We start from the raw sequence: 16982 nt of genomic DNA on the forward strand, positions 1-16982 counted from the left end.
AATGTCAGTTCGAGGAATAAATAAAGTTAAACGAGAGCTAGGTTTTGTATTAATGGCACTTAATATAAGGAAAATAGTAGCTCGACGAGCTGTATATTATCAAATACATTTAAAAAAAGCTGATTTCTATCAAATAATTAATAGAAATCAGCTTTTTTACATTGCCTAAGAACTTAATGTCCCAGCCTCTTATTTTATCTCTTACGTCCTAAACCCATCGCTTTTTCCATTTTCTTGACAGTTTTAAATGAAACTTTGTGTGCTTTATCTCTACCTTGATCTAAAATATCATCAAGTTTATCTGAGTTATAGAAACTTTCGTATTTTTCTTGGAATTCTATTAAAAATGCTTTAACTATTTCAGCAAGGTCACCTTTAAATTTACCATAACCTTCACCTTCATATTTTGTCTCAATATCTTTAATTGGCATGTCTGTTAATCCAGCGTATATTGAAATTAAATTTGTTATACCTGGCTTGTTGTCACGATCAAATTTAATAATACCATCTGAATCAGTTACTGCGCTTTTAATTTTTTTAGCTGCAACATTCGGCTCGTCTAATAATGAAATGAAGTTTTTAGCATTATCATCACTCTTACTCATTTTTCTTGTTGGGTCTTGTAAACTCATGACACGTCCACCAACTTTAGGCATACGAATTTCAGGTTTCACAAGCACATCATTATAGCGGCTATTAAATCTATCTACAAGGTTACGAGTCAATTCGATATGCTGCTTTTGGTCATCGCCAACTGGAACGATATTAGTATTGTAAAGAACAATATCAGCTGCCATTAAAGGTGGATATGTTAATAGACCAGCTGGTATACCTTCAACTGCTTTCTGAGCTTTATCTTTGTATTGCGTCATACGCTCTAATTCTCCAACAGAAGCAATCGTAGTTAACATCCATCCTGCTTGTACGTGTGCAGGGACTTCAGATTGTATGAACAATGTTGCTTTGTCTGGATCTATACCAGAAGCTAAATAAATCGCTGCTAATTGTCTAGTTTGTTTACGTAATTTTAAGCGATCTTGTGGCATTGTAATTGCATGTTGATCTACGATACAGAAATAACAATCGTAGTCATTTTGCACATCAACAAATTGTTTTAGTGCGCCAATATAATTTCCAATAGTAGGAATTCCACTAGGTTGGATGCCTGAAAATAATGTCTCCATTTAAATGCCTACTTTCTTAGTAATATTTTAATAATTATCATTATAACAGTATTTCTTAAAAATGTAAGATGTGTTAGAATATACGTATAACTTGCTACTAACAAAGGGATTAATAATCTTTTTTATAAGTGTAGAAACTTATCTGAAAAATTAGGTTTTTCTCATTTAATTTTAATGTTAGATAGTTATAATAAATAGTAACGATTAAGAATTTTAGAAAAAAATGTTTTTTCTTGATCTATAACTAAATTTTAAGCAATGAATTTTATTCATTCAAATAGGAGAGTGAGATGTATGGTAACATTATTTACTTCACCAAGTTGCACATCTTGCCGTAAAGCGAAAGCATGGTTACAAGAACATGACATTCCGTATACGGAGCGTAATATTTTTTCTGAACATTTAACAATTGATGAAATTAAGCAAATATTAAAAATGACTGAAGACGGTACTGATGAAATCATTTCTACACGTTCTAAAACATACCAAAAATTAAATGTTGATATTGATTCACTACCATTACAAGACTTATATTCAATCATTCAAGATAATCCTGGCTTATTACGTCGTCCAATTATTTTAGATAATAAACGACTACAAGTTGGTTATAATGAGGACGAGATTCGACGTTTCTTACCTAGAAAAGTTCGTACGTTCCAATTACAAGAAGCACAACGTATGGTTGACTAATAACCATTTAACTATGTGTCATACTTTACTAAAAGATATGTCAAGCAACGCTATTTCTATAGTGTTGCTTTTTTGGCTTTAATTTTACAATAATTGCTTAGTATCTTCTAAATCAAATGTGCAATTGTTAATATAGCTCTATATTAGAGTGTTTTGGATGAAACATTTGCTATGATAAGGTAAAATTAAATTAAGAAAGTGCTTTAATGCTTTAACTGTATAAATCATTTAAATAGTTTTGCTACAACGAATATGTTATTATAAGTTACCAAAATATTTTAGAGAAAGAAATCAAACAAATATATTGTATTTTGTTTGATGCTTTAATACAATGTGGATACTATTCATCGACTGTAAGGAGTGAGATGATATGAGAATAGAACGAGTAGATGATACAACTGTAAAATTGTTTATAACATATAGCGATATCGAGGCCCGTGGATTTAGTCGTGAAGATTTATGGACAAATCGCAAACGTGGCGAAGAATTCTTTTGGTCAATGATGGATGAAATTAACGAAGAAGAAGATTTTGTTGTAGAAGGTCCATTATGGATTCAAGTACATGCCTTTGAAAAAGGTGTCGAAGTCACAATTTCTAAATCTAAAAATGAAGATATGATGAATATGTCTGATGATGATGCAACTGATCAATTTGATGAACAAGTTCAAGAATTGTTAGCTCAAACATTAGAAGGTGAAGATCAATTAGAAGAATTATTCGAGCAACGAACAAAAGAAAAAGAGGCTCAAGGTTCTAAACGTCAAAAGTCTTCAGCACGTAAAAATACAAGAACAATCATTGTGAAATTTAACGATTTAGAAGATGTTATTAATTATGCATATCATAGCAATCCAATAACTACAGAGTTTGAAGATTTGTTATATATGGTTGATGGTACTTATTATTATGCTGTACATTTTGATAGTCATGTTGATCAAGAGGTCATTAATGATAGTTACAGTCAATTGCTTGAATTTGCTTATCCAACAGACAGAACAGAAGTTTATTTAAATGACTATGCTAAAATAATTATGAGTCATAACGTAACAGCTCAAGTTCGACGTTATTTTCCAGAGACAACTGAATAACGATATTAATTAAGCAACGCACTATGAAAGGAGACTCTTTGGAGTCTCTTTTTTTATTGATTTCAAAAGCTGAAAAAGTAATAGTAGTTAAACTTACGTGTAATATTTTGAGGTGAAGATATGTTAGTAGCTTTAAATGGAGAAAAGGAACGCGTGTTAGCAACTACTGCATTGAGAAAGACACAATATTTTTGTCCGGTGTGTGGCAAGCAAGTTATTTTAAAGCGTGGGCTCAAAGTAATTAGTCATTTTGCACATAAACATTTAGCGGAACAAAAATGTTTTAATAATGAATCGATTAAACATTATAAAAGTAAATTGATTTTAGCACAGATGATACAGCAACAAGGATGTAAAGTAGAGATAGAGCCATTTTTAAAAGAAATAAAACAAATTCCGGATATTTTGATTAATAATAAATATGTTATTGAGCTACAGTATTCGCCAATTCCTTATAAACAGATTCTTCAACGAACGGAAGGTTTAAAGAAAATGGGATATAAAGTAAGTTGGTTATTAAATGATGTTGATTATTGTCATAATAAAGTGAAGTTCAATCATTTTCAAAGTATGTTTATTAATCCAATCACTCGAAAACTTCATACGTTCAATTTAGAGAAAAAACAAATAATGATGTTTCAACAAATACAATATATAGGCGGGCACAAATATGTCGCTGAAAAAAGGAATGCCAAAATTAGTGAGTTGTTTAATGAGGCGCCTTGTGATTATCATGCTGTTTATAAATTATCAAAGTTCGCAATTAATCAATATATCAAATATTGTCGCTGGCAAAATTCTGTTTTAGAACCCACTTTAAGTGCAATGTATCAGTTGCATTTAACTGATCAAGAAGTAGTGCACAATTATGGTTATATTTTTCCAGAGCAAATTTATATTGAAAATCATCCAATTGAGTGGCAATTACAAGTTGATTTATGGTTAAAGAATGGAAAAAGCAAATTAGAAAGTGACAATCTTAATTATTTTAAACTGAAAAAGTTTATTGTTGCTCTAGAAAGTAAAACAGCAATTATAGAAAAACTTATTAACAATTATTTAAATATTAGTTCAGATAGAGGTAATGACGTGCAAATTTTGTTCTAAAATGAGAAAATTATATCAATTATATTTTATTAGGAGGTTTACTACATATGAGTCAACAATTATCGAGAGAAGAACAGGAACGTAAATATCCTGAATATACATGGGACTTAACAACAATTTTCAAAGATGATGAAGCTTTTGAGGCTGCATTTAAAGAAGTTGAAAATGAGTTAGGCAAAGAAGAACAATTTAAAGGACACATTGGTGATAGTGCTGAGACATTATACAATGCGTTAGAATTAGAAGATACATTAGGTACTAAATTAGAAAAAGTATATGTATACGCGCACCTAAAACAAGACCAAGATACAACGAACGACAAGTATACTGGTATGGAGTCAAGAGCACATCAATTAATTATTAAATTTAGCTCGGCATGGAGTTTCTTAGTGCCAGAGATTTTACAAATTGATGAAGATAAAATTCAATCATTTGTAAATTCATATGATAAATTACAAAAATTCGCGTTTGATTTGAAGTTGATTAATGAAAAACGTCCTCATATTTTAGATGCTGAAACTGAAAAGTTATTAACAGAAGCGCAGGACGCGTTATCAACACCATCAAATGTATACGGTATGTTTAGCAACGCTGATTTAGTATTTGAAGATGCGATTGATAAAGATGGAAATGCACACCCGTTAACACAAGGTACATTTATTAAGTATTTAGAATCAGATGATCGCAAACTAAGAGAAAGTGCTTTTAGAAATGTATATAAAGCATATGGTGCTCATAATAATACGCTTGGCGCTACGCTAGCAGGTGAAGTGAAGAAAAATGTATTTAATGCTCGTACACACAATTACAAAACTGCAAGAGAAAAAGCATTAAGTAATAATCATATTCCAGAAAATGTATATGACAATCTAGTAAAAACTGTACATAAATATTTACCATTGCTACATAGATATACTGAATTGCGCAAAGAATTGCTAGGTTTAGATGACTTGAAAATGTATGATTTATATACACCATTAATTAAAGATATTAAGTTTGAAATGCCTTATGAAGAAGCTAAAGAGTGGATGTTAAAAGCTTTAGAACCAATGGGTGAAGAATATTTAAATGTAGTTAAAGAAGGCTTAAACAATCGTTGGGTCGATGTCTATGAGAATAAAGGTAAACGTTCAGGTGGCTATTCATCAGGTGCACATTTAACTAATCCATTTATTCTACTTAACTGGTCTAATACTATTTCAGACTTATACACATTAGTTCATGAATTTGGACATTCAGCACATAGTTACTTCAGTAGAAAATTCCAACCGTCAAATTCTAGTGATTACACTATTTTTGTCGCTGAAGTAGCATCAACTTGTAACGAAGCACTTTTAAGTGATTATATGGATAAACATCTTGATGATGAAAAACGCTTATTATTATTAAACCAAGAATTAGAACGTTTCAGAGCTACATTATTCCGACAAACAATGTTCGCAGAATTTGAGCATAAAATTCATGCAATTGAAGAAGCAGGTGAACCATTAACGCCAACTAGAATGAATGAAGAATATGCCAAATTAAATAAATTATACTTCGGTGATTCTGTAGAAACTGATGAAGATATTAGTAAGGAATGGTCACGAATTCCACACTTCTATATGAATTATTATGTATATCAATACGCAACTGGTTACAGTGCAGCTCAAAGCTTAAGTCATCAAATTTTAACAGAAGGTAAGCCAGCAGTAGATAGATATATTAATGAATTCTTGAAAAAAGGTAGCTCAAATTATCCAATTGAGATATTAAAAAATGCTGGTGTAGATATGACAACACCTGAACCAATTGAACAAGCTTGTGAAGTTTTTGAACAAAAATTGAACGCTTTTGAAAAATTAATGAAAGCTTAGCGCTATTGTATTCGCTTACATTATGAACAGATTGTGACAATTTAAATTAAGTACTATTAAAAGGTTGAAATGGAAGAGATAGCGTGTTATATTATGAACATGAAATTAATCACATAACAAACATACCCCTTTGTTTGAAGTGAAAAATTTCTCCCATCCCCTTTGTTTAGCGTCGTGTATTCAGACACGACGTTTTTTTATGTTCTTTTTTAATAAGAGGGAAGTGAAGTTGTATAAAAATGTATTAAATATGCACTTTTTATACATTAACGATTCATATATGTCTATTATGTATCAAGTTTATAATTAGTATAATTTTCGAACTGGTTAAATTCGAAAAATATCACTAATATATTTAGATCGATGTATAACATTACGTTCTAATAATTTAATGCTGCAAAATTAAGAGTCAGTAAAAAGACCTCGTTACATTTATGGTGTACGAGGTCTTTAATTTATTTATTTTGATTTGATTTTAGGCATTTTAGATTTCCAGAAATCGCCATCTGGATATTTAAGTTTTTCAATTTTTTGTTGAATGGCTAACTTCTTTAACTCTTTGTTTAAAAGTTTTTCTGGCCATTCATAAATAGTAAGTAATTCTTCCATCGTTACAAGTTGTTGTTGCTGTATATAAGTTTCTAATTTAGGAGGAAGATTCTTTTCGATAGGTTTACCCATCAATTCATTAATTATATAAGTATAGATGTGATATGGGTATAATCCTTCGACTTTTAAACCTTCTTCATGAACATCTTCACTAAAGAAAACGAGAGAAGGGGCTTGTTCGATTTCCATTTCTCTTGCAATATGCAAATCAATTTTCAAGCTTTCGGTTAGTTTACTTTTTTGTAAGTCGTCTTTAAATACTTCTAAATCAATACCTGCATTTTGAATACAGTCACAAATCATTGATTCTGTAATAATATCTCTTTTAGGTATGATTTCATTTTGCATTAAATGTATAAATCGTTCGGCACGTACACGACCTTGTAACTCAGCTGCTTTATAAGCTAGGGCGATGTTATCAAAGTTGGATGTACTTTGAGCTTGGCATTTCGTTAATACTTTTAACGAAGGATTTAATATATGTCTGATACGTATATATTGATTATATTCAATTCTTAATTTGGATAAGATTGCTGATAATTTAAAGCAATCGGAGCTAAATGGATCGAAAAATGAATAAATTTCGATTTTACTTACAGGTGATAGATTAATATCTTCACGACTCTTATTTTCCATTATTCGTAATTCTCCAGCCATGTTTATTCACCTACAATTAATTTTAGGAATTCACCATATGATTAGCAGTTAATCTTAAGCGCTCAAATAAATAATCTCCAACACCTTGTGGAAACGCAGCGCGATTAATTGCTGTCTGCATATTTTCTAACCATGCATCTCTTTCAAATTCAGTGATTGTAAACGCCATATGTCTTTTTCTTAGCATAGGATGTCCGTGTTCTTCGGTATAAATGTTTGGACCGCCCAAAAACTGTGTTAAAAATTGCTTTTGTTTACGACTTGTTTCTGCAAAATCTCCTGGAAACAGGTGATTAAGTCGTTCATCTTTTTCTACAAGGGTGTAAAAATAATCAATCATATCGTATAACGCTTCTTTACCAATGATGTCATATGGTGTTGTTGTCATTTAATCACCCATTTTCAAAAATTTACTGTTACGAACTTAAGTTAATATATAACTAATATAACATGATTTTAAACATTTGAAAGAAATATGCATATTTGCCAATTTAATTTATATTGTTTGAAAGTGTTTCTTTTTTCTTAAAAAAACGTTGAACTTTATTTAAAGGTTGATGATGTTCGAGGTTTAGTTCGTTTAATAAAGATTGGAACTTTTGTAAACCTTGATTATAGTCTTTAACTTCGAACTCTAACTCATAATCCGTAGTATCGAAATACTCACTTTTATCTAAAACAAGTAAATCACCTTTATATTTAGTTTCTTGGCGATATGTCGTTAATGCGCCAAGTATTGATAAAGTTGTATCCTTTACACCAAACTGTTCAACTATAATTTGACGAATGTCATCTGGAAGATTGTCGTTTGAAATAATCAAGTTCATCTCTGGTTTAATGTCGACGATATAGTTGTATTCTAATAGGCCAACCTTTGCTGGTGTCTTTAAAGTCATTTCATATTGATTGTCTTTAACTCTTATGCGTAGTGCAGAGCGATGTTCCTTTAATTTGAAATCGGGTGTATCAATATAGTAATTGACTTGCTTAAACAGCACACTGTCTTTAAAATATTTCTCTTGCAATTTATTATAGATTGATGCAGTTATCATTTGTTTAAATTCTATTTCATGATTTGTTGCCATGATATGTATACACCTCGTATCAAATTCAATTTATCTTAACTATATTATGAATGACAAAGTTGAATTTTAAAAGTAATTTCCTTTATCTATTATCAATGTTAATTTGACCATTAAAAATAGTGTTCGTAAGTGTTTTGTATTATTGAATTGTGTTAAAATGTTATGGAATAAGAGGAGGATTAAGCATGCGTTTATATATTAATGAAATTAAAATTAAAGATGACACACTTTATTGTTATACAGAAGATTCTATTAAAGGATTATCTGAAGTAGGACAAATGCTCGTTGATAGTGATAATTATGCCTTTGCGTATACATTAGATGATGGTAAAGCGTATGCTTATCTCATTTTCGTACAAGAAACATGGACGATGTTGCATGAAAACATGACTAAAAAAATTATTATCAATGATGAACTAGAATTGACTGAATTCCACCAAGAACTTACTTATATTTTAGACAACATAAAAGGAAATAATAATTATGGTAAGGAATTTGTTGCAACCGTTGAAGAAACATTCGACATTGAATAAAGCGGGGTGAAGCACTATGAATCAATGGGATCAGTTCTTAACACCTTATAAGCAAGCGGTTGATGAGTTGAAAGTGAAACTTAAAGGCATGCGTAAACAATATGAAGTTGGTGAACAAGCGTCGCCAATAGAATTTGTTACTGGTCGTGTTAAACCAATCGCTAGTATTATAGATAAGGCAAACAAACGACAAATACCATTTGATAGGTTAAGAGAAGAAATGTACGATATCGCTGGTTTAAGAATGATGTGCCAATTTGTTGAAGATATTGATGTTGTCGTCAATATTTTAAGACAAAGAAAAGATTTTAAAGTAATTGAAGAACGAGATTATATTCGTAACACTAAAGAAAGTGGTTACCGCTCGTATCATGTCATTATTGAATATCCAATTGAAACATTACAAGGCCAAAAATTTATATTGGCTGAGATTCAGATTCGTACATTAGCAATGAATTTCTGGGCAACGATTGAACATACTTTACGATATAAATATGATGGTGCTTATCCGGATGAAATTCAACATCGTTTGGAAAGAGCGGCAGAAGCAGCGTATTTACTTGATGAAGAGATGTCTGAAATTAAAGATGAAATTCAGGAAGCTCAAAAATATTACACGCAAAAACGTTCTAAAAAACATGAAAATGATTAACGAGGTGTTATAAATCATGCGTTATACAATTTTAACTAAAGGTGACTCCAAGTCTAATGCCTTAAAGCATAAAATGATGAACTATATGAAAGATTTTCGCATGATTGAGGATAGTGAAAATCCTGAAATTGTTATTTCAGTTGGTGGTGATGGTACATTACTACAAGCATTCCATCAGTATAGCCACATGTTATCAAAAGTGGCATTTGTTGGAGTTCATACAGGTCATTTAGGATTTTATGCGGATTGGTTACCTCATGAAGTTGAAAAATTAATTATCGAAATTAATAATTCAGAGTTTCAGGTCATTGAATATCCATTGCTTGAAATTATTATGAGATACAACGACAACGGCTATGAAACAAGGTATTTAGCATTAAATGAAGCAACGATGAAAACTGAAAATGGCTCAACACTTGTTGTGGATGTTAACTTAAGAGGGAAACACTTTGAGCGATTTAGAGGCGATGGATTATGTGTATCAACACCTTCGGGTTCAACGGCTTATAACAAAGCGCTAGGTGGCGCACTGATACATCCTTCACTTGAAGCAATGCAAATTACAGAAATTGCCTCAATAAATAATCGTGTGTTTAGAACGGTAGGATCACCACTTGTATTACCAAAGCATCATACATGTTTAATATCACCAGTTAATCATGATACCATTAGAATGACGATAGATCATGTTAGTATCAAACATAAAAATGTTAATTCAATACAATACCGTGTAGCAAATGAAAAAGTGAGGTTTGCACGTTTTAGACCATTCCCATTCTGGAAACGTGTACACGATTCTTTCATATCAAGTGATGAAGAACGATGAAATTTAAGTATCATATATCACAACAAGAAACTGTTAAAAATTTTTTAGCACGACATGATTTTTCTAAGAAGACAGTGAGCGCCATTAAAAATAATGGCGCTTTAATTGTTAATGATGAACCAGTCACAGTGCGTAAGCAATTAATGCCAAATGATATATTAGAAATTCATTTACCGCAAGAAATACCGAGTGTTAATTTAATACCTTATGCTCGTAAGCTAGAAGTATTGTATGAAGATGCTTTTATCATCATAGTTACTAAACCAAACAATCAAAATTGTACGCCTTCGAGAGAACATCCTCATGAAAGTTTAATCGAACAAGTACTATATCATTGTCAGGAACATGGTGAAAATATTAACCCACATATTGTTACGCGTTTAGATCGTAATACAACTGGTATAGTGATATTCGCTAAATATGGACATATCCATCATTTATTTTCTAAAGGAAACTTGAAAAAAATATATACTTGCCTTGTATATGGTAAAACCCATACATCTGGTATTATTGAAGCTAATATTAGACGGTCAAAGGATAGTATTATAACTAGAGAAGTTGCCTCGGATGGTAAATACGCTAAAACATCTTATGAAGTAATAAATCAGAATGATAAATACAGTTTATGCAAAGTTCATTTGCATACTGGACGTACACATCAAATTCGTGTACATTTTCAACATATTGGGCATCCAATTGTGGGAGATTCTTTGTATGATGGTTTTCATGATAAAATTCATGGTCAAGTACTGCAATGTACGCAAATATATTTTGTTCATCCAATCAATAAGAACAATATTTATATTACAATTGATTATAAGCAATTACTTAAATTATTCAATCAACTCTAATTCACACAGGGGGTGTAAGTATGTCAATGAACACAGATGAAAAAGAGCGTGTTCAAGAGGAATTATATGATGAGACATTATTAGATCAATACTTAGAAAATGATGATATTGATCAATTTAGAGATGAATTTCTAGCATTACACACATATGAACAAAGTGAGTATTTTGAAGATACTACCGATGAAAATAGACAAAAGATTTTTCAATATTTATCACCTGAAGAGGTTGCAAATTTCTTTGATCAATTAGATATTGATGACGATGAATATGAGTTGCTATTTGATAAGATGAATGCGACATACGCTAGTCACATATTAGAAGAAATGTCATATGATAATGCAGTAGATATTTTAAATGAGTTGACTAAACCAAAAGTTGCTAGTCTTTTAACATTGATGAATAAAGATGACGCGAATGAAATCAAAGCATTACTTCACTATGATGAGGATACGGCCGGCGGTATTATGACGACGGAGTATTTATCACTTAAAGCGCATACGCCTGTTAAAGAAGCGTTATTATTGGTCAAAGCGCAAGCGCCAGACGCAGAAACAATCTATGTGATTTTTGTAGTTGATGATGATGGTAAATTAGTAGGTGTTTTATCGCTAAGAGATTTAATTGTAGCTGAAAATGATGCTTATATTGAAGATATTATGAATGAACGTGTCATTAGTGTGAATGTAGCAGACGACCAAGAAGATGTTGCTCAAGTTATGAGAGACTATGATTTCATGGCTGTACCTGTTATAGATTACCAAGAACATTTGCTTGGTATCATCACGATTGATGATATTTTAGACGTTATGGATGAAGAGGCTAGTGAAGACTACTCTCGTTTAGCCGGGGTTTCAGATATCGATTCGACTAATGATTCAATCATTAAAACAGCATTAAAGCGTTTACCATGGTTGATTATTTTAACATTTTTAGGAATGATTACTGCGACAATTTTAGGGAGATTCGAAAAAACATTAGAAAATGTAGCGCTACTCGCAGCGTTTATTCCTATTATTAGTGGTATGTCAGGAAATTCAGGTACACAATCTTTAGCCGTTTCAGTTCGTAACATTACGACAGGGGAAATTAATGAGCAAAGTAAATTTAGAATTGCATTAAGAGAAGCGGGAAGTGGTGTATTATCGGGTGTTGTATGTTCAACAATATTATTTACAATTATTGTTGCAATATATCATCAGCCACTTTTAGCATTAATCGTTGCAGGAAGTTTAACTTGTGCGATGACGGTGGGGACGTTTGTAGGTTCGATGATTCCATTATTGATGAATAAATTGAATATCGATCCAGCAGTGGCTAGTGGACCATTTATTACAACAATTAATGATATTATTAGTATGTTGATTTATTTTGGTTTAGCTACATCATTTATGGCTTACTTAATTTAAGGAGGAGTTATGGAGTTTTTATCTTTAGTTATTGTTGTTTTAGCAGCGTTTTTAACTCCAATAATTGTCAATCGATTAAATATTAATTTCTTGCCAGTTGTTGTTGCAGAAATTTTGATGGGGATTGTGATTGGAAATTCATTTCTAAATATAGTAGAAAGGGATTCAATTCTAAATATTTTATCAACGTTAGGCTTTATCTTTTTAATGTTTTTAAGTGGTTTAGAAATTGATTTTAAAGCTTTTAAAAAAGATAAACGCGCACGTCAAGGACAAAATGATGATGAATCCTCAATTCCAGGGCATCTTAATCTAGCGTTAACTGTATTTACATTTATTATGATTATTTCGATTCTTTTAGCGTATGTATTTAAATGGCTTGGATTAGTGGATGATGTGTTATTAATGGTCATTATCATTTCAACTATTTCCTTAGGTGTAGTTGTTCCAACTTTAAAAGAAATGAATATTATGAGAACAACTATAGGTCAATTTATCCTATTAGTAGCAGTACTTGCGGACTTAGTAACTATGATTTTATTAACGGTCTATGGTGCAATCAATGGTCAAGGCGGCAGTACAATATGGTTAATAGGTATATTAGTTGTTTTCACAGCAATTTCATATATTTTAGGTGTTCAATTTAAAAGAATGTCATTTTTACAAAAATTGATGGATGGTACGACGCAAATCGGTATTCGTGCGGTGTTTGCATTAATAATATTATTAGTAGCCCTAGCAGAGGGAGTTGGCGCAGAAAATATATTAGGTGCATTCTTAGCAGGTGTCGTTGTTTCATTATTAAATCCAGATGAAGAAATGGTTGAAAAGTTAGACTCATTTGGTTATGGGTTCTTTATTCCTATTTTCTTTATAATGGTTGGTGTAGATTTAAACATACCTTCATTAATTAAAGAACCGAAATTACTAATTATCATACCGATTTTAATCGTTGCATTTATCATTTCAAAATTAATTCCAGTCATGTTTATTCGACGTTGGTTTGATATGAAAACAACGATTGCATCAGCATTTTTATTAACATCAACATTATCGCTCGTGATAGCTGCAGCCAAAATTTCAGAAAGATTAAATGCTATTTCAGCTGAAACGTCAGGTATATTAATTTTAAGCGCAGTCATTACATGTGTATTCGTTCCGATTATTTTCAAAAAACTGTTTCCAGTTCCAGATGAGTTTAACCGTAAAATTGAAGTTAGTTTAATTGGTAAAAATCAATTAACGATTCCTATAGCGCAAAATTTAACATCTCAGTTATATGACGTGACATTATATTATCGCAAAGATTTGAGTGATCGTCGTCAATTGTCGGATGATATCACTATGATAGAAATTGCTGATTATGAACAAGATGTTTTAGAACGACTAGGTCTGTTTGACCGAGACATAGTTGTTTGTGCCACGAATGACGATGATATTAACCGAAAAGTTGCTAAATTAGCTAAAGCACATCAAGTTGAGCGTGTCATTTGCAGACTTGAAAGCACAACGGACGATACAGAGTTAGTTGATTCAGGTATTGAAATTTTCAGTAGCTACTTAAGTAATAAAATCTTATTAAAAGGTTTAATTGAAACACCTAACATGTTGAATTTATTAAGTAACGTTGAAACGTCACTATATGAAATTCAAATGTTAAATTATAAATATGAAAATATTCAATTACGTAATTTCCCATTCGGAGGAGACATCATCTTCGTGCGTATTATCCGTAATAATGAGTCGATTGTTCCGCATGGAGATACACAATTGCGATATGGAGATCGCTTAATTGTTACCGGTGCTAAAGAATACGTTGATGAATTGAAACAAGAGTTAGAATTTTATTTTTAACAATAATGATATTAAAATGCAGACGTATTTTAGTACGACGTAAAATTAATGATTTTAAAATGCTAGTATGTATATGATTTTGATAAATACATGCTTTTTACGTAAAATCAAGTTTGATACAGAAAGGACTAAATCAAACATTTATCGTTGTAATACGTTTAAATAACTTTATTAAAAAGTCATAATAGTGTTAAAATGTATTGACGAATAAAAAGTTAGTTATAACTGGGATCAGATATTCTATCCGTTAAATTAATTATTATAAGGAGTTATCTTACATGTTAAATCTTGAAAACAAAACATATGTCATCATGGGAATCGCTAATAAGCGTAGTATTGCTTTTGGTGTCGCTAAAGTTTTAGATCAATTAGGTGCTAAATTAGTATTTACTTACCGTAAAGAACGTAGCCGTAAAGAGCTTGAAAAATTATTAGAACAATTAAATCAACCAGAAGCGCACTTATATCAAATTGATGTTCAAAGCGATGAAGAGGTTATTAATGGTTTTGAGCAAATTGGTAAAGATGTTGGCAATATCGATGGTGTATATCATTCAATCGCATTTGCTAATATGGAAGACTTACGCGGACGTTTTTCTGAAACTTCACGTGAAGGTTTCTTGTTAGCTCAAGACATTAGTTCTTACTCACTAACTATCGTTGCTCATGAAGCTAAAAAATTAATGCCAGAAGGTGGTAGCATTGTTGCAACAACATATTTAGGTGGCGAATTCGCAGTTCAAAACTACAATGTGATGGGTGTTGCTAAAGCGAGCTTAGAAGCAAATGTTAAATATTTAGCATTAGACTTAGGTCCAGATAATATTCGCGTTAATGCAATTTCAGCTGGTCCAATCCGTACATTAAGTGCAAAAGGTGTGGGTGGTTTCAATACAATTCTTAAAGAAATCGAAGAGCGTGCACCTTTAAAACGTAACGTTGATCAAGTAGAAGTAGGTAAAACAGCGGCTTACTTATTAAGTGACTTATCAAGTGGCGTTACAGGTGAAAATATTCATGTAGATAGCGGATTCCACGCAATTAAATAATATCATTCAACAGCTTTGTTCACGTTATTATATATGTGAGCAAAGCTTTTTTTGCTTTTATAATAATCGGACTGATGGAAAATCATTTGATATTTCATCTGACTGATTTTTTTATGCACAAAAAAATCGCCTCAAAAGCAGTAGTTTCAACTTTTGAGGCGATAGTATCTTATATTATTAAAAGACATCCACAGAATTAGTCCTTAACATTACTGTTTGCTTTATCAATAATGCGTTGGCGGTATTTGAAAATATTACTAACAACCGTTTTAAGTACAGCATATAATGGCACTGCAATCAGAACTAATGTAAAGCCACCTAAATCTCCTGCTGCTAAAATAACAACGATAATTGTTAAAGGATGGATACTTAAAGATTTACCCATTACATTTGGTGTAATGATATTACCTTCAAGTTGGTGTGCAATTAATGTAATGATACAAACCCATATAAATGTAGTAGGACTATCTATAATACCGAGTATTGCTGCAGGTGCAAATGATAACCATGAACCTAAGAAAGGAATTAAGTTTGCGACACCAGCAAATAGTACTAATAAAGGAATATATGGTAAGTCAATAATTGAATAACCGATATATAAGAATATACCTAAAATAACACTGACAGTTACTTGACCTTGAATGTAAGATTTTAATGTAAAGTTTAAATCAGTTAATAAATCTACGAAAAATACTTTACGTTCACCTTTGAAAAATTTAGCAACAGCTGGGATAAATTTTTCATGGTCTTTTAACATATAAATTAAGAAGAATGGAACCATAATCAATAAGAAGATGGTTGAAATTAATGATGTAATGTACTGTAATGAATTAGATAAAATATTAGTAACGCCATCACCCATTGATTTAACCATATTTGTAATTCTACTTGTTACATCTTCAGGTGATTTATCCATTTGAGCTAGTGCGAATTTAATAATTTGCTCTGCTTCTTTTTGTAGGGCAGGTGTTTGACTAATTAAATTGTTGATATTTGAAATGATGATTGGTGCAACAAACGCAACAATTAAGCCGATAATAGCAAACAAAGCTAACATGATTGTTGTTATACTAGCCCATCTTGGAAAACCGACTTTTTCAAGTAAGTTTTGAAAAGGTAGACAGATATAAAATAAAAAACCGCTAATTAAAAATGGAAGAAATACAGAACCGATGATTGTAGCTATTGGAGTAAATACTTCGTGCACTTCCATAAATAGTTTGATGAGAATGAACAGCATAATCAGAGCGATGCCAGTTCGGAACCAAACCTTGTTTAACATAAACGATGTTCCTCCTATTTTTCTAAACTTAGTTATTATTTAGTATATCCTAAATAGCAGTGCTTAAAAAGGTTAATATTTTTTAAATATACTTAAATTAACCATTCACTTTCTATTTTAAGATATTTACTTTCAATTGTTTGTGAGACTTTTCAATGACTCGTAAGTCTGCAAATGAATCAAACAGTACCAATTTATATGAATAACTTATTTTAATATTAAACGTGTTTAAATAATGAAATGATCATATT

The 16982-nt window shown here is 31.2% G+C and carries 16 protein-coding genes and 1 pseudogene; 12 read left to right on the forward strand and 5 right to left on the reverse strand.

Annotation, left to right across the window (positions count from 1 at the left end; genetic code table 11):
* Positions 1–169 (forward strand): annotated as a pseudogene (locus ACXQH5_RS11610) (IS5/IS1182 family transposase); the annotation flags it as partial.
* 25 nt (positions 170–194) lie between these two features.
* On the opposite strand, the gene trpS reads toward ACXQH5_RS11610, so the two are convergent.
* A complete protein-coding gene (gene trpS, locus ACXQH5_RS11615; RefSeq protein ID WP_000448937.1) occupies positions 195–1184 on the reverse strand; it encodes a tryptophan--tRNA ligase in 990 nt (329 codons plus the stop codon).
* Between the two features lie 294 nt (positions 1185–1478).
* On the opposite strand from trpS, the gene spxA reads away from it, so the two are divergent.
* From spxA to pepF, 4 genes are all read left to right on the forward strand, one after another.
* A complete protein-coding gene (spxA, locus tag ACXQH5_RS11620; protein WP_000258003.1) occupies positions 1479–1874 on the forward strand; it encodes a transcriptional regulator SpxA in 396 nt (131 codons plus the stop codon).
* A 370-nt stretch (positions 1875–2244) separates the two neighbouring features.
* Positions 2245–2964, forward strand: a complete 720-nt coding sequence (gene mecA, locus ACXQH5_RS11625; protein WP_001217728.1) for an adaptor protein MecA — start codon at positions 2245–2247, stop codon at positions 2962–2964.
* Between the two features lie 120 nt (positions 2965–3084).
* Positions 3085–4071, forward strand: a complete 987-nt coding sequence (locus ACXQH5_RS11630; protein WP_000959298.1) for a competence protein CoiA — start codon at positions 3085–3087, stop codon at positions 4069–4071.
* A 47-nt stretch (positions 4072–4118) separates the two neighbouring features.
* A complete protein-coding gene (gene pepF, locus ACXQH5_RS11635) occupies positions 4119–5927 on the forward strand; it encodes an oligoendopeptidase F (RefSeq protein WP_000082725.1) in 1809 nt (602 codons plus the stop codon).
* Positions 5928–6386: 459 nt separating this feature from the next.
* Here pepF and yjbH read toward each other — a convergent pair whose 3' ends face one another.
* The 3 genes from yjbH to ACXQH5_RS11650 form a co-directional block, all read right to left on the reverse strand.
* Positions 6387–7193 carry a protease adaptor protein YjbH gene (gene yjbH / locus ACXQH5_RS11640; RefSeq protein ID WP_000896697.1) on the reverse strand — a complete coding sequence of 269 codons (807 nt, stop codon included), beginning with the start codon at positions 7191–7193 and terminating at the stop codon, positions 6387–6389.
* A gap of 22 nt (positions 7194–7215) precedes the next feature.
* Positions 7216–7581, reverse strand: coding sequence for a truncated hemoglobin YjbI (locus tag ACXQH5_RS11645; RefSeq protein WP_000214067.1), 366 nt, complete (start codon positions 7579–7581; stop codon positions 7216–7218).
* A 103-nt stretch (positions 7582–7684) separates the two neighbouring features.
* Positions 7685–8278 carry a CYTH domain-containing protein gene (locus ACXQH5_RS11650; RefSeq protein WP_000224622.1) on the reverse strand — a complete coding sequence of 198 codons (594 nt, stop codon included), beginning with the start codon at positions 8276–8278 and terminating at the stop codon, positions 7685–7687.
* Positions 8279–8463: 185 nt separating this feature from the next.
* On the opposite strand from ACXQH5_RS11650, the gene ACXQH5_RS11655 reads away from it, so the two are divergent.
* The 7 genes from ACXQH5_RS11655 to fabI all read left to right on the forward strand — a co-directional run bounded on the left by ACXQH5_RS11655 (position 8464) and on the right by fabI (position 15449).
* Complete coding sequence (locus ACXQH5_RS11655) at positions 8464–8811, forward strand: UPF0738 family protein (RefSeq protein WP_001242107.1); 348 nt, start codon at positions 8464–8466, stop codon at positions 8809–8811.
* Between the two features lie 16 nt (positions 8812–8827).
* Complete coding sequence (locus ACXQH5_RS11660) at positions 8828–9463, forward strand: GTP pyrophosphokinase (RefSeq protein ID WP_001077683.1); 636 nt, start codon at positions 8828–8830, stop codon at positions 9461–9463.
* 16 nt (positions 9464–9479) lie between these two features.
* On the forward strand, positions 9480–10289 hold the full coding sequence (locus tag ACXQH5_RS11665; protein ID WP_001270834.1) for an NAD kinase: 810 nt from the start codon (positions 9480–9482) through the stop codon (positions 10287–10289).
* Positions 10286–11140, forward strand: a complete 855-nt coding sequence (locus ACXQH5_RS11670) for an RluA family pseudouridine synthase (protein ID WP_000669925.1) — start codon at positions 10286–10288, stop codon at positions 11138–11140. The genes ACXQH5_RS11665 and ACXQH5_RS11670 overlap by 4 nt, the downstream gene beginning before the upstream one ends.
* Positions 11141–11160: 20 nt before the next feature.
* On the forward strand, positions 11161–12546 hold the full coding sequence (gene mgtE / locus ACXQH5_RS11675; protein ID WP_000062407.1) for a magnesium transporter: 1386 nt from the start codon (positions 11161–11163) through the stop codon (positions 12544–12546).
* 9 nt (positions 12547–12555) lie between these two features.
* On the forward strand, positions 12556–14400 hold the full coding sequence (locus tag ACXQH5_RS11680) for a monovalent cation:proton antiporter family protein (RefSeq protein ID WP_000395162.1): 1845 nt from the start codon (positions 12556–12558) through the stop codon (positions 14398–14400).
* Between the two features lie 278 nt (positions 14401–14678).
* Positions 14679–15449 (forward strand): enoyl-ACP reductase FabI, encoded by a 771-nt coding sequence (gene fabI, locus ACXQH5_RS11685; RefSeq protein WP_000933195.1) that lies wholly within the window; start codon positions 14679–14681, stop codon positions 15447–15449.
* Positions 15450–15645: 196 nt separating this feature from the next.
* Here fabI and cozEa read toward each other — a convergent pair whose 3' ends face one another.
* Positions 15646–16731: a lipoteichoic acid biosynthesis protein CozEa gene (gene cozEa, locus ACXQH5_RS11690; protein ID WP_234720450.1), complete on the reverse strand. Its 1086-nt coding sequence runs from the start codon at positions 16729–16731 to the stop codon at positions 15646–15648.
* Between the last annotated feature and the right edge of the window lie 251 nt (positions 16732–16982).

It is taken from the genome of Staphylococcus sp. SA22 (genome assembly GCF_054165785.1).

Bases quoted from the DNA above. Each gene is read 5' to 3' on its own strand.
- yjbH (WP_000896697.1), bottom strand. From the start codon at position 7,193: ATGGCTGGAGAATTACGAATAATGGAAAATAAGAGTCGTGAAGATATT.
- mgtE (WP_000062407.1), top strand. From the start codon at position 11,161: ATGTCAATGAACACAGATGAAAAAGAGCGTGTTCAAGAGGAATTATAT.
- cozEa (WP_234720450.1), bottom strand. From the start codon at position 16,731: ATGTTAAACAAGGTTTGGTTCCGAACTGGCATCGCTCTGATTATGCTG.
- ACXQH5_RS11670 (WP_000669925.1), top strand. From the start codon at position 10,286: ATGAAATTTAAGTATCATATATCACAACAAGAAACTGTTAAAAATTTT.
- fabI (WP_000933195.1), top strand. From the start codon at position 14,679: ATGTTAAATCTTGAAAACAAAACATATGTCATCATGGGAATCGCTAAT.
- pepF (WP_000082725.1), top strand. From the start codon at position 4,119: ATGAGTCAACAATTATCGAGAGAAGAACAGGAACGTAAATATCCTGAA.
- ACXQH5_RS11650 (WP_000224622.1), bottom strand. From the start codon at position 8,278: ATGGCAACAAATCATGAAATAGAATTTAAACAAATGATAACTGCATCA.
- ACXQH5_RS11665 (WP_001270834.1), top strand. From the start codon at position 9,480: ATGCGTTATACAATTTTAACTAAAGGTGACTCCAAGTCTAATGCCTTA.
- ACXQH5_RS11645 (WP_000214067.1), bottom strand. From the start codon at position 7,581: ATGACAACAACACCATATGACATCATTGGTAAAGAAGCGTTATACGAT.
- mecA (WP_001217728.1), top strand. From the start codon at position 2,245: ATGAGAATAGAACGAGTAGATGATACAACTGTAAAATTGTTTATAACA.
- ACXQH5_RS11680 (WP_000395162.1), top strand. From the start codon at position 12,556: ATGGAGTTTTTATCTTTAGTTATTGTTGTTTTAGCAGCGTTTTTAACT.
- spxA (WP_000258003.1), top strand. From the start codon at position 1,479: ATGGTAACATTATTTACTTCACCAAGTTGCACATCTTGCCGTAAAGCG.
- ACXQH5_RS11660 (WP_001077683.1), top strand. From the start codon at position 8,828: ATGAATCAATGGGATCAGTTCTTAACACCTTATAAGCAAGCGGTTGAT.
- ACXQH5_RS11655 (WP_001242107.1), top strand. From the start codon at position 8,464: ATGCGTTTATATATTAATGAAATTAAAATTAAAGATGACACACTTTAT.
- ACXQH5_RS11630 (WP_000959298.1), top strand. From the start codon at position 3,085: ATGTTAGTAGCTTTAAATGGAGAAAAGGAACGCGTGTTAGCAACTACT.
- trpS (WP_000448937.1), bottom strand. From the start codon at position 1,184: ATGGAGACATTATTTTCAGGCATCCAACCTAGTGGAATTCCTACTATT.